A 13,977-nucleotide genomic window follows, 5' to 3' on the forward strand; every position below is an offset into this window, starting at 1 on the left:
GTGAGCACGAACTCCAATCCGCTTCCTTCCGCTGATGCCATCGGGCTTGCGCCGCAGAGCGTGTTGCAGGAGCTTGTGCAGTTGGGCGGGAGCACGAAGAGCGCCTTCGATGCGCATCACGCGCCCGAGATGGGGCTGATGGACCAATGCGTTCACTGCGGTTTCTGCCTGCCCGCATGCCCTACGTATGCGCTGTGGAACGAGGAGATGGATTCGCCTCGGGGTCGCATCTGGATGATGCGCAAAGGTGCGCTGGGCGAAGCTCCGCTGGATGCGAACTTCCAGCTGCACATGGACAACTGCCTGGGCTGCATGGCCTGCATGACGGCGTGTCCTTCGGGCGTGCAGTACAACAAGCTGATCGAGGACACGCGCGGCCAGGTGGAGCGGCACACGGAGCGTCCGCCGCTGGACCGGCTGTATCGGCAGATGTTGTTCGCGACCTTCCCACACAAGAACCGGCTGAAGATCATGGGCATACCGCTGGCGATCTATCAGCGTAGCGGACTGCAGACGCTGGTGCGCGCGAGCGGCGTGTTGAATCTGCTGCCGAAGCGGCTCTCCGCGATGGAAAACCTGTTGCCTGTGGTGCCGCTGAACCCGTTCTACTCGCTGCCCGCGGAGGTGTCTGCAAAGAGCCACAAGCGTGGCCGCGTGGGCATGCTCTCCGGCTGCGTGCAGAGCGCGTACTTCTCGCATGTGAATGCCGCGACGGCGCGTGTCCTGGCGGCGGAAGGCTTTGAGGTTGTGATTCCGCAGGAGCAGGAGTGCTGCGGTGCGCTGGCGATGCATACAGGGCTGGAGGAGTCGGCTGCGGCTCACGCGAAGCAGATGATCGCCGTCTTTGAGCACGCAGGCGTGGATACGATCGTGATCAACTCCGCGGGCTGCGGCAGCACGATGAAGGAGTACGGCCACCTGCTGCGCGACGATCCAACCTGGGCCGCTCGTGCAGCCGCGTTCTCTGCGCGCTGCAAGGACATCAGCGAGATCCTGGCGGAGCATGAGCCGGTGAATCGGCGGCATCCGTTGCCGTTGCGCATCGTGTATCACGATGCCTGCCACCTGCGTCATGCGCAGCAGGTCTTCGCGGAGCCGCGCAAGGTGCTCGCACGCATCGCGGGGCTGGAGGTGGTGGAGCTTCCGGACCCGAACCTGTGCTGTGGTTCAGCGGGAGTCTACAACCTGCTGCATCCTGAGAGCGCGGAACAGCTGGGCGACATCAAGGCGGAGCAGATGCTCAGCGTCAACGTGCAGGCGGTGGTGAGCGCGAACCCCGGCTGCCTACTGCAGATCATGAGTTCCTTGCGGAGGCGAGGCGAGGCGGAGCTGCCTGCGTTTCACATGGTTGAGCTCGTCGATGCTTCGATTCGCGGCCTCAGCGTGGAGCAGCTGCTGCACGGCAAGCGGTCGCTGGATGTCTAAGCTAGACTCACAAACGATGACCCGACACCCACAACTCGACCTATCGTTGTCCTCTGTCACCGCTGATAAAGCGAGAGAAAAACGCCTGATCGAGTTGTGAGTGTCGGGCTTTGAGTTTCGAGCGCACAGATCGAGACGCTATGCAACAACCAGGCCGGTCTTCGCGTTGGCGATGAACTCGGTCGCGGTCTTCGCGATGTAGTCGAGCATCTCGTTGGTGAGGCCGGGATAGACGCCGATCCAGAAGACGTTGTTCATCACGAAGTCGGTGTTGGTGAGGTCGCCGACGACGCGATACTCCCAGCCCTCATAGGCGGGCTGGCGCACGAGATTGCCCGCGAAGATGTTGCGCGTGCCGATCTTCGCAGCCTCCAGCGCCATCGTCAGCTGATCGCGCTTGAACGGTGCGCCGGGCTTGACGGCGATGGGAAAGCCGAACCAGCTGGGGTCGGAGTTGGGCGTGGCCTCGGGCAGGATGAGGAACTCTTCGAGCGGAGCGAGCGCGTTCTTCAGGTAGATGAAGTTGGCTTTGCGGCGCTCGATGAAGTGCTCGAGCTTGTCCATCTGGCGCACGCCGAGCGCGGCCTGCATGTCCGTCGCTTTCAGGTTGTAGCCGATGTGCGAGTACGTGTACTTGTGGTCGTAGCCGCACGGCAACGAGCCGAGCTGCCAGCTGAAGCGCTTGCCGCAGGTGTTGTCCACGCCGGGCTCGCACCAGCAATCGCGGCCCCAGTCGCGGAAGCTGTCGATGAGGGTCTGCAGCAGCGGCTTATCGGTGAGCACAGCGCCGCCTTCACCCATGGTGATGTGGTGCGCGGGATAGAAGCTGATCGTCGCGATGTCGCCGAAGGTGCCCACCTTGCGGCCCTTCCACGTGGAGCCGAGCGCATCGCAGCAATCCTCGACAAGCCAGAGGTTGTACTTGCGGCAGAACTCCGTGATGGCGTCGAGATCGAAAACATTGCCGAGGGTGTGCGCGATCATGACGGCGCGGGTCTTCTCGCTGCGCGCGGCTTCAAGCTTCGTCACGTCGATCTCGTAGGTTGGCAGTGAGACGTCGATGAAGACGGGAACGAGGCGGTTCTGGAAGATCGGATTGACCGTCGTCGGAAAGCCCGCAGCGACGGTGATGACCTCGTCACCGGGCTTCAGCGCGCGGTCGCCAAGCTTGGGCGAGGTGAGGGCGCTGAGCGCGACGAGGTTGGCGCTGGAGCCCGAGTTGACCAGCGAGGCTGATCGCACGCCAATGAACTTCGCCAGCTTGCGCTCGAACTCCTTGGCCCAGCGGCCGGTGGTGAACCAGCCATCAAGCGCGGAGTCGACCACGGCGCTCATGTCGGCGGCATCGATGACCTTGCCCGAGACGGGAACAGCCGAGCTGCCGGGAACGAACGTGCGCGGGGCGAAGGCTTCCTGGTGATATTCGGCGGTGAGTTGAAGGATCTGTTGACGGAGCTGTTCGGCGCGCTCGTTCATTGGTTTAAGGATAGCAAAGCGCTTTGGTTCCAACGGGTATCATGGAGCGAAGCTGACGCCGGCGGGCCGTGTTGCATCCAACCACCGGCAGTTGGCGGACAAAAGGAAGTGGAATCCGATGAAGGCAGTCATCCTCGCAGGTGGACTCGGCACGCGGATCGCGGAAGAGACCTCGCTGCGCCCCAAGCCGATGGTGGAGATCGGCGGGCGGCCGATCCTGTGGCACATCCTCAAGATCTACTCGCAGCATGGCATCAACGACTTCGTGATCTGCTGCGGATACAAGGGCTACATCATCAAGGAGTTCTTCGCGAACTACTTCCTGCATACGTCGGATGTGACCTTCGACATGCACGAGAACAAGATGACGGTCCATAACAGCGTGGCGGAGCCCTGGCGCGTGACGCTGGTGGACACCGGCGCAGACTCCGGCACGGGCGGCCGGCTGCGACGCGTGGCAAAGTACCTGGAAGGCGAAGAGTCCTTCTGCATGACCTATGGCGATGGCGTCGCGAATGTCGACATCACCGCATCGATTGCGTTCCACAAGCAGCACGGCAAGGCCGTCACGCTGACCAGCGTGCAGCCGATGGCACGCTTCGGCGCGCTGGGCATCAAGGACACCACGATCTATAACTTCCAGGAGAAGCCAAGGGACGAGGGTGGCTGGATCAACGGCGGCTTCTTCGTGCTGAGCCCGAAGGCCATCGATGCGGTGACCGATGATCTGCAGATGTTCGAGCGCGAGCCCATCGAGAAGCTGGTGACCGCGGGCGAGGTGCAGGCCTTCTTCCACCACGGTTTCTGGCAGGCGATGGATACCCTCCGCGACAAGCAGCACCTGGAGTCGCTTTGGGCGAGTGGGAAGGCTCCGTGGAAGACCTGGTAGCTCGAATCAGGGCCTAGGATTCGGTACAGGCGGCGCTGCAGCGCTTGACTGCGTCGTAGCCGCCACTGCCGGCTTGACGGGATTGGGCAGCGTCAACTCCGCCTCCGCCGAAGGATCGTCGCGCAGGTGCACGTAGAGCGTACTGCCATCGGTGGGCACTGGAACCTGCAACGACTCGTCGGCAAACCCGGTTGGCACCTGCGTGGGATGGGCGAAATCCTTATCCGCGCTGAAGGCTGCGGCAAAGAACAGATTGTGCCCATGCACGGTGCAGGAGGCCGATCCCACGGCACAGTCCACGCCAGTGATCTGCGGCGAACGAACCAGGACCCCAAGGCGCGTCCAGTCCCCCGCAGTTCCGTCCGATGAGACAGGACGCATCGCGAGAGGACCGAAGGCTGAAGCGCCGAACGCCTTCGAAGGATCGAGCGTAGCGACGGCGGTGTGGTCGTCCTGCAACACGAGATTGCCCTGCGCGAGAGACAGCTTCGTGGTGACCGAACCATCGGCCGTGGCAACTTCAACCATCTGCGTACGCGGGAAAACCGCCTTCGTCTGCACGACAAAGTGCAGCGTGCCGTCGAGCGGTATGGCCTCCTTGGAGTCCACCTTGACCGGCACAATGCCCTGCTCGTCCCTTTGAGCGCTGGTCATAGACAGCAGTGCGAGCGTAGGACGCGCCGCTTCAACCGACACCTTTACGGTGAGTTGGCGACCATCTTTCAGCTTGGCCTTCGCGTCGCTCCCATCCTTGGGCGAAGCAGCTTCCTTCGCGGCCAGAGTCAGCGTGCCATCGTTGCCTGCAGCTCCCTCCGGCGTAAAGGTCTGCCCGCTCACCTCCACCGAGACGATGTCGCCCAGGCCCTTACCTGCGAGAATTGCGGTCTTGTCTCCGGCATGAATCTTCAGCGAGTCGAGATGAATTGCCGCGTCGTACGCCGTCAGCGGCACCTTCTCTTCGTTGGCGTCGCCATACTGACGAATCCCCAGCGCGTAGCCGCCGGGCGAGGCGCCCTTGAGCGAGACCGCAATATCCAGCGTGTTCTTCGCTTCCTTGCCGTCGCCTCCCTTCGCGGGAGTAAAGGACACGTCGACGTCCTTGGCCTTCTCGGTTGCGAGAGCGATGTGCTCAACGCAACCCGTGCCATCGGCGGTGAGCTTGAGGTGGCTTTCCGCACCGGCGAGCGGCTGCGTGTCGCCTGCGATCTTCCAGCCGCCGCCGTCCTTCTGCTGCAGCGTGATGGTAGGCCCGGTGAAGTGATCGAAACCCCAGTAGCCCTCGATGGTGCCGGTGATGGCGAGGTCGGAAGCGGAGCCGATCTTCGGCGTGCCCTTGGGAGCTTCGTCCTGCTTCAACGGATCAAGCTGCTTGCGTGCGGGCTCCTTGGCGATCACGAGGCCACCTTCGTAGGCATCGGCGCGCAGAGGCATGTCGTCGGGCGTTCCGGTGCGATTGAGGTGCAGCACGAGGTCATGCGCGAAGCTGGTGGAGAAGACGAGCGGAGCTCCCTCCACCGGTAGCACCATCTTCGGATTGAGCAGGCACGCGACCTCGTTGGCATCATGCGGATGGAGCGGCGGCAGCTTGGCCTTCTGAATCGCGGGGAGCCCAATGACGATCACCGTCTTGGGATTGATGAACGATGGAGGAGCGTTCAGCTTCAGGTTCAGGACCTCATTCTGCGGGAACGCGAGCCCGGGAATGTACTGGAACTGTGCAGTCTTCAGCAGGCTGACGAGATGGACAAGGTCGACGACCGCGCCGACGTAGGCCGAATATAACCCCGCCCCCACGGGCTGCGTATAGGAGGCCTGGTTGATGAAGTCCGAGGACGGCCCCGAGGACAGCGCCTCGGCAACTCCCATGCCGTGGCCGTCATTGAGCAGCAGCGGAGCGCTGGACTGCGTCAGGCACGTTACCTGCGACTCGACCGGCTCCTTGAAGCACTTGTCATCCGGCTTGAGCTCCAGGGTGGCGGCGAGCTTGGTCGAGTGTTCCTGGATGGACTTGGCGTCGCCCTGCGGAGCTTCTTTCATGGCGGCAAGATAGTGCTCGATGCGCTGCTGCTCGAAGGAGGCTTCGTTGAGGTCGGCGTCAGCGCGGATAAAAAGGCCGGGGCGACCGCGCACAGCGCCGCGTAGGGTCTTGAAGTCGCCACCGGTCTCGGGCGCAATGAACATCAGCGCCTGCTCGGCGCCTTGCGGGACGACGACGGTCGAGCCCTCGCGGAACTTCTTGTCCCAGGTGTCGATCTCGGTGAACCAGTTGTCGGGGGGCTCGTTGGTGGTGCCGCGCAGGAAGGCGACGACCAGCACGAGGTGGTTGCGCTGCGTCTCGGGCAGGTTAGCCTTCACCCACAGCTTGTCTCCCGCCACGAGGTTGGGAACCTCTGCGATCGGCAGCGTGATGGTGCCGCGCGTGACGCGCACGGAGATCTTCGGCCCCTCAAGATTGAAGCGCGCCTCGTCATCTGCCCACAGTTGCGGTACGAGGCCAAGAGCCAGGAGGACGAGTGAGGAGGCTTTCACTGCAGCTTGGAATCGCATACAGGGCGTTAGACGACGTACCGCCCCGCGGGGGTTGCGGCACACCCAAAACGAACCCGAAGACAATTCCGTCTGTGGGGAGCTATGCTGGTCCGGTCCACCCCGTAACCTTAGCCGCTTCAAGGCCGATGCGTCCTTTCCGTGCTCTGCCGCGTCTCCGATGGAGAATCTCCACAGACAGGTAGCCTCCGGGTAGCTTCGGCCATATCGCGATGGGAGAGTCATGTGCGGGGATGGGTTTCAGGAGGATCGATGAAGGTTTTGCGGATTGGGATTGCGTGCTGCCTGCTGCTTCCAACAATTGCGTTCGCGCAGCGCGACTCGCTTGTGTATGGCAAGCCCTTCGTCGGCGACAAGACGGACCCACAGGTGGTGAAGGCTCTGCGTGAGGTCTCGCCGGTGCGCATCCGCAAGACCATCGAGTCTCTGATCGCATTCAACAACCGCAGCACGATCTCTTCGGTGACGAAGGACCTTCCGCCGAACACCGGCATCATCGCTGCTTCGGAGTGGATCGAAGCGCAGTTCCATGCCATCAGCGAGGGTTGCGATCATTGCCTCGAAGTCAAGGTCGATGACTTCATCGAGCCTGCTGGCAAGGGACGCGCCGCGCGCATCGTCGAGCCGACGCGTCTGCGCAATGTCTACGCGATCCTGAAGGGCACCGACCCCACCGCGGCGAAGCGGATGTATCTCGTGACGGGCCACTACGACACGCGCGTGGGCGATGTGATGGACACGCATAGCCCTGCTCCCGGAGCGAACGACGACACCTCGGGCACAGCGGTGTCGCTGGAGTCTGCGCGCGTGCTTTCGAAGTACAAGTTCCCAGCGACGCTGGTCTTCGTCACGGTCGCAGGCGAAGAGCAGGGGCTGAACGGCAGCAAGCATCTCGCCGAGCTCGCGAAGAAAGAGGGCTGGCAGCTGGAGGGCGTGCTGAACAACGACATCGTGGGTGGAGACACCACGCCCGGCGAGACATTGCAGAACAAGTCGCTGGTGCGGGTGTTCTCCCAGGGCATCAATCCGAAGGACCCGGCGGACATCATCGCGCGTGACCTGTCGATCGGGCTGGACAACGACTCGGGCTCGCGCGAGTTGGCGCGGTATGTGCTGGAGACCGACCGCAGCTACTTTCCGCACACGTCCACAGCGTTCACCGCCGTCATGGAGCTGCGGCTCGACCGCTTCCTGCGCGGCGGCGATCACTCGAGCTTCTCGGCGCTGGACTTCCCTGCGGTTCGCTTTACCGAGTGGCGCGAGAACTATGCGCATCAGCACCAGAAGGTTCGGGTGGAAGACGGCAAGGAGTATGGCGACCTGCTGAAGTTCGACGACTTCAGCTACATCGCCAACGTGGCGCGGCTGAATATGGCGACGCTGGCCTCGCTGGCGTCCTCGCCGGGCATGCCACAGGACGTCAAGGTGCTGACCACTAACCTCGACAACAACACGCTGCTGAAGTGGAGCGCACCCGCATCGACCAGCGCAACGCCGGTCTATCGCGTGCTGTGGCGCGATACGACAGCCAACGACTGGCAGCGCTACACCACGACCGAGAAGACCGAGATCAACGTGCCTGTGTCCAAGGACAACGTGTTCTTCGGCGTGGAAGCCTGCGACGCCGCAGGCCATTGCAGCCAGGCCGTGCCGCCACTGCCGGAGCGTCGTCAGCCGTAGTTCTCGAATGCCTGATCCCGTTGGCTTATGCTAGTCACGATGGTCAACGCTTCGTTCTGGCAAGGCAAACGTGTCTTCATCACCGGGCACACCGGTTTCAAGGGTGGATGGCTTTCGCTGTGGCTCGCGTCGAAGGGCGCGGTCGTGCGCGGCTATGCGCTCGATCCATGGACCACGCCGAGTCTATTCGAGCAGGCCAATATCGGCTCGGTGATCGACGATGTGCGCGGCGACATTCGCGATGCGGCGACACTGGAGCATGCGCTGACGGAGTTCGCTCCCGAGGTGGTCTTCCACATGGCTGCGCAGCCGCTGGTGCGGCTCTCGTATACGGACCCGATCGGCACCTTCGAGACCAACGTCATCGGCACCGCACGGGTGCTGGATGCGGTGCGGCGAACGCCTTCGGTGCGTGCGGTCGTGAGCGTGACGACCGACAAGTGTTACGAGAACAAAGAGTGGCTGTGGGGCTATCGCGAGAGCGATCCGCTGGGCGGTTACGATCCCTACTCCGCCTCGAAGGCCTGCGCGGAGCTTGTCTCTTCGGCGTTCCGGCAGAGCTTCTTCCCTGTAGCGAAGCTTGGCGAACACGGCTGCGCGGTAGCGACGGCTCGTGCCGGCAATGTCATTGGCGGTGGCGACTGGTCGACCGACCGGCTCATCCCCGACCTGGTGCGCGGTTTCCTCAAGGGTGAGCCGGTACTCATCCGCAGGCCCGATGCGATTCGCCCGTGGCAGCATGTGCTGGAGCCGCTGGCTGGGTACATCCAGCTTGCGGAGAAGCTGCTGTCGAGCGATCCCGCACGCTATGCGACGGCCTATAACTTCGGGCCGTTCGATGACGATGCGCAGCCGGTCAGCTGGATCGTGGAGCGCATGGTGACGTTCTGGGGCGACGGCGCAAGCTGGGTGCTCGATCAAGACCCTGGCGTACACGAGGCAGGCTTCCTGAAGCTGGACGCCAGCCGTGCCCGAGCCGAGCTGGGCTGGCGGCCGCGGCTTCGTCTACAGGAGGCGCTGGAGTGGCTGGTGACCTGGTACAAAGCCTCGCAGCAGGGCGCGGATCTGCAGCACGTGACACTCGAGCAGATCGTAGCGTACGAAGAGCTGATGGCGGGCGCATAACCGCGCCCGCCGTTGTGGCTTCGAGGTTGGTTAGAGGGTCTTGGCCGGGCGTGTCTTGCTCGGTGCCTTGGCGGACGCTTCCACGCCATCGCTATAGACACGGATGGTGCGGCCACCGAGGATCACCTGATCGTGGACCTCGGTCTCATAGAACGGGTCTGCGATGTTCTCGGTGTCGAGAACCTGGCGCCAGGGAGTCTTGTTCGGCGGGTCGGGCAGGACGTAGTTCACGCCATCCGGGGCCGCATTGACGAGGATGAGGAAGCTGCAATCGACCACGGCCTCGCCCTCCTCGTCCGTCACGTCGAGCGTGCGGCCGTTGAGGAGCACCCCGATGGACTTGCTCCAATCTTCGTTCCACACCTCGTCGGAGACCTCTTTGCCGTCTGTCCCGTACCAGGCTACGTCGCGCACCACAGAGCCACGGATCTTGCGGTCCTGAAAGAATCGGCGACGATGGAGATTGGGGTGCTCGCGGCGAAGCTGAATGAGCCGCGAGGTGAACTCCAGCAGTCGATGACGGGGCTCGTCGAGCTTCCAGTCGTGCCAGCTCAGCTCGTTGTCCTGGCAGTAGCCGTTGTTATTGCCACGCTGCGAGCGGGCGATCTCATCCCCGCCGGAGATCATGGGAACCCCTTGGCTCAATAGCAGCGTGGCGAGGAAGTTTCGCGTCTGGCGCTCGCGAAGCGCGTTGATTGCTTCATCCTCGGTGGGACCTTCAGCGCCCATGTTCCAGCTGTCGTTATTGCTGTTGCCATCGTTATTGTTTTCACCGTTGGCCTCGTTGTGCTTCTCGTTGTAGCTCACGAGGTCGCAGAGCGTAAAGCCATCGTGTGCGGTGATGAAGTTGATCGACGCCGAAGGCGTGCGCCCATCGGACTGGTATAGATCGCTTGATCCCGTGAGACGGTACGCGAAGTCCGCAAGCACGCCACTGTCCCCCTTCCAGAAGCGGCGAACGGTGTCGCGGTATTTGCCGTTCCACTCCGCCCACAACACGGGGAAGTTCCCTACCTGGTAGCCGCCTTCGCCGACATCCCACGGCTCGGCGATGAGCTTCACGTCCGCAATGATCGGATCCTGGTGAATGATGTCGAAGAAGGCGCCGAGCTTGTTCACATCGTGGAACTCGCGGGCTAGCGTGGACGCAAGATCGAAGCGGAAGCCATCGACGTGCATCTCCGTCACCCAGTAGCGCAGGCTGTCCATGATGAGCTTGAGCACCTGAGGGCTGTACGCGTTCAGCGTGTTGCCCGTGCCGGTGTAGTCCATGTAATGGCGCGGTGTATCGGCGACGGTGCGGTAGTAGGTGGTGTTGTCGGCGCCCTTGAGCGAGACCATGGGGCCGAACTCATTGCCTTCGCAGGTGTGGTTATAAACCACGTCGAGAATGACCTCGATACCCTCCTGGTGCAGGCGCTTCACCATCTCTTTGAACTCCACAACCTGGCCGCCCGTCTCTCCGCTGGAACTGTAGCGGGCCATCGGAGCGAAGAACCCCAGCGTGTTGTAGCCCCAGTAGTCGCGCAGCCCCTTGTCCAGGAGGTTGCCTTCGTCGATGAAGTGATGCACGGGCATCAGCTCGACGGCGGTCACTCCGAGCTTCTTCAGGTACGAGATGCTGGCATCGTGCGCCAGGCCCGCGTACGTACCGCGCAGCTTCTCGGGGACGTCGGGGTTTCTGATCGAGAAGCCGCGGACGTGCGTCTCGTAGATGACAGAGTCGGCGATCGGAGTCTCGGGAGGACAATCCTCAGCCCAGTCGAAGTAGGAATCGACGACGACGCTCTTGGGCACAAACTTCGCGGAGTCCTGCGTGTCGATCTTCAGATCATCGCCCGACGCGACGTCGTACGGATACACGGGCCCCTTGTGATCGACGTCGCCTGTGATTGACTTTGCATACGGATCGACGAGGAGCTTTGCGGCGTTGAAGCGCAGGCCCTTCTCCGGCTCCCATGGGCCGTCGACGCGAAAGCCGTACAGCTGCCCCGGCTTGACGCCGCGGATGAATCCATGCCAGACAAAGGCGGTGCGCTCCTTCAGCGCGACGCAATCGATCTGGTTGCCCTGCTCATCGAAGAAGCAGACGTTCACGCCGGTGGCGTTTTCGGAGTAGATGGCGAAGTTCGTGCCGTGGGAGCTGGGTGTCGCACCCAGCGGGTATGGTTTGCCGGGCAGAAGAGTGCGTCGCATGGGTCTCGCTTCGTACAGAAAGGGCTGAAGTAGCTCCCCCCGGAGAGTACAGGGCTGAGCGTCATCGCATGGGTGTAGATGCGGTGGGCCTGTGCAAAGCTGCCTGTAGCCTGAAGTTCCACAACTCTGCCAGAGGTTGCCCGCGCCAGTGTGAAGCTTCGTCAATCGACGACGAGAGTGAGCGGCAGGCTGTGGGTGATAACTTGTCCAGCGACGTTGGTTCCAGTTCCAGTCACGATGAGCGTGTAGGTTGCGCTGGTTGACGAGCTCGTCGCCGGCGCGACCGTGCGTGCGCCGCAGCCGCCGAGACTCGCCACCAGAACCGACACGAGGCATGCCAAAGCGAAGCCCAGCAACGGGAGCCTCGCACGGCGGCGGCGAAAGAGGAGGAGCGGAGCAAGGGCTGTCGCGTAAAGTGGCGCAGGCAGCGGATGAGGTCGCACCAGCTCGGCGTGCACCGGCGTGGTGATGGTGAGGGTGACGCCGACGTTCGACGCCCCGGGCACGATCGCGGGCGGAGAGAAGGTGGCGACGGCTCCCGTGGGCAACCCCGTGATGCTCATCGCGACGACACCGGAAAAAGGTGCGGGCTGCGCTCCGACGAGCAACGAATAGGTTGCCGAAGAGCCCGCGGGAACGGTCTGCAAAGTGGCGCCAGCCGAGCTGACGGTAAAGTCCGGCACAGCGCTGATGACGATGGACTGAGCCGCGGAGGTACTGCCAAGAAAGTTCGAATCTCCACTGTAGGACGCGGTGAACGTATGGGTGCCTGCAGTGGCGGTGGCATAGCTCGCGGACGCGATGCCCGCTACCAGCGCGGCTTGCGCGACCGTCGCGCCTGCGTCGAGAAAGCTCACTGTGCCGGTGGGTGTTCCGCTCGTGGTCGAGCCAACAATGGCATGCAGGACGAAAGGCTCGCCAGCGTAGCTTCCGCTGGCTTGTGCAGGGAGATTCGTAAACGAGGGCGCCTGCGCGACCGTCAACGTTCCGGACGAAGGACTAAGACTGACCGTGTAGTTCGCTGCCGCCGACCCGCTGAGGCTTGCAGTGATCGGATAACTCCCCACCGGAGAGAGCGTGGTCGCCATCGTGCCGAAGGACACAGCCACGTTGCCGGAGTCCTGCGCCAGAACGCCCGTGAGTGTTCCGCCAAGCAGAGGTACAGGCTCGCCGTAGAGCATCGACACTGCATTCGCCGTCGCCAGCAGAGCAGCCGTGGTGATGTTCACCGTCTGTAGCGAACTGCTGGCCGCCGGGTTTACAACGTCGCCTGCATACGACGCGATGAGGGCATGACGCCCCACAGAAAGACCGGTCAAGTCAAAGTTCGCCGACCCCGGGGTGAGCGACCCCGTGCTCAGGGTGATTCCTGCTTCGGAGAGGCTGACGGCGCCCAGCGGCGTTGAGGCGCCTCCCGAGACACTGACCTGCCCGCTCCATTGGCCATAGACCGCGCTCTGCGGGCCCGTCAGCGCGACGGTGGAGGTCCGGGCAGGCACGAGGGCCGCTGCGGTGAAGACGCCGTCTGAGGCTTGCGTCTGGACCTGAGTCTGGGCCTGCAGCTGAATGGAGCGGTTCGCCGTGTCCGCGAAGGTCACCTCGCCAAGGGACGACAGAGCGACGGCGCGTGGTGCATTGAGCCACGCGGAGAGGCTTGTGGTTCCCTCCACGCTCGCCCCCTGAGTGCCTGACCCGATCAGCGTCGTTATGACGCCGTCCGGGCTGATTGCCCGGATGCGGCGGTTGTCGGAGTCGGCGAAGACCAGTACACCAGAAGACGTCAGCACGAGACCGCGCGGCAGGTTGAGCTGCGCCGCAGTCGCCGCGCTGCCGTCACCCGAGTAGCCCCGCGCGCCAGTGCCTGCCAGCGTCGTGATGTTTCCATTGCCATCGATCACCCGGATGCGATGGTTACGCGAGTCGGCGATGAAGATGCGGCCATCGATCGATGTAGCGACGCCCTGGGGGCCGTCGAGTTCGGCCCCAGTGGCTGACGCCCCATCGCCAGCGAACCCTTGTGTGCCGTTCCCTGCCACGGTCGCGACGATCCCGTTGCTAATGCGCCGCACGCGCTGGTTGCCTGTATCGCAGACGAGCAGTGCCCCCTTGGAGTCGAGCGCGAGGGCAGTCGGTAACGCGAGGCTGGCAGCGATTGCGGAGCCGCCATCGCCAGCGAAGCCACGAACCCCATTGCCCGCAAAGGTCGAGATCGTGCCCAACTGCACCACGCGGATGCGCTGGTTGCCGGTGTCGGCGATATACATCTCGCCAGCCGGGCCAATGGCCACGCCCTGCGGCGCGTTCAGCGCAGCCGAGGTGGCAGGGCCACCGTCTCCCGCGAAGCCCTGAGAGCCATTGCCTGCCACGACCAGCAAGGTTCCGCCCAGGGTCGATTCATAGACCTGATTGCGATCGGTGTCAGCGAAGTACGCATTGCCCGCAGCGTCGTAAGCCACGGCTGCGGGCCGCAGGGGCATCGCGGTCGATTGCGCGCAGGAAGAGCGCGCGACAGCGCAAACCATCGTCAGCAGGCAGCATAGCCAGCGATGGCCGCGCACACGCCGGAGCCACGAAACAGCCACGAATCCTCCTCTGCGGAATGCAACGGATTCGAAAACAGGATTTCGCTGTCATGCTAG

At 63.2% G+C, this 13,977-nt stretch carries 8 protein-coding genes; 4 read left to right on the forward strand and 4 right to left on the reverse strand.

Translation table 11 applies throughout. The annotated features are described in order from the left end of the window. Complete coding sequence (locus tag C4S68_RS05100) at positions 1-1,425, forward strand: (Fe-S)-binding protein (RefSeq protein WP_235011362.1); 1,425 nt, start codon at positions 1-3, stop codon at positions 1,423-1,425. A gap of 138 nt (positions 1,426-1,563) precedes the next feature. Here the strand turns inward: C4S68_RS05100 and rfbH are convergent, their stop codons facing one another. Next, positions 1,564-2,901, reverse strand: a complete 1,338-nt coding sequence (gene rfbH / locus C4S68_RS05105) for a lipopolysaccharide biosynthesis protein RfbH (RefSeq protein WP_103931866.1) — start codon at positions 2,899-2,901, stop codon at positions 1,564-1,566. A gap of 118 nt (positions 2,902-3,019) precedes the next feature. Here rfbH and rfbF point away from each other — a divergent pair, with 118 nt between their 5' ends. Continuing rightward, complete coding sequence (rfbF, locus tag C4S68_RS05110; RefSeq protein ID WP_103931867.1) at positions 3,020-3,790, forward strand: glucose-1-phosphate cytidylyltransferase; 771 nt, start codon at positions 3,020-3,022, stop codon at positions 3,788-3,790. Between the two features lie 6 nt (positions 3,791-3,796). Here rfbF and C4S68_RS05115 read toward each other — a convergent pair whose 3' ends face one another. Continuing rightward, on the reverse strand, positions 3,797-6,319 hold the full coding sequence (locus C4S68_RS05115) for a hypothetical protein (protein WP_146072016.1): 2,523 nt from the start codon (positions 6,317-6,319) through the stop codon (positions 3,797-3,799). Positions 6,320-6,589: 270 nt separating this feature from the next. On the opposite strand from C4S68_RS05115, the gene C4S68_RS05120 reads away from it, so the two are divergent. Beyond that, positions 6,590-8,017 (forward strand): M28 family metallopeptidase, encoded by a 1,428-nt coding sequence (locus tag C4S68_RS05120; RefSeq protein ID WP_103931869.1) that lies wholly within the window; start codon positions 6,590-6,592, stop codon positions 8,015-8,017. A gap of 27 nt (positions 8,018-8,044) precedes the next feature. Beyond that, entirely contained in the window at positions 8,045-9,142 is a 1,098-nt protein-coding gene (gene rfbG, locus C4S68_RS05125; protein ID WP_200821472.1) for a CDP-glucose 4,6-dehydratase, read from the forward strand. A gap of 30 nt (positions 9,143-9,172) precedes the next feature. Here rfbG and glgX read toward each other — a convergent pair whose 3' ends face one another. Then, the gene (gene glgX, locus C4S68_RS05130) at positions 9,173-11,338 is read right to left on the reverse strand and encodes a glycogen debranching protein GlgX (protein WP_103931871.1); all 2,166 of its coding nucleotides are present in this window, start codon (positions 11,336-11,338) and stop codon (positions 9,173-9,175) included. A gap of 161 nt (positions 11,339-11,499) precedes the next feature. Further along, the gene (locus C4S68_RS05135; protein ID WP_146072017.1) at positions 11,500-13,920 is read right to left on the reverse strand and encodes an NHL domain-containing protein; all 2,421 of its coding nucleotides are present in this window, start codon (positions 13,918-13,920) and stop codon (positions 11,500-11,502) included. Between the last annotated feature and the right edge of the window lie 57 nt (positions 13,921-13,977).

The organism is Bryocella elongata, from assembly GCF_900108185.1.
GTDB lineage: Bacteria > Acidobacteriota > Terriglobia > Terriglobales > Acidobacteriaceae > Granulicella > Granulicella elongata.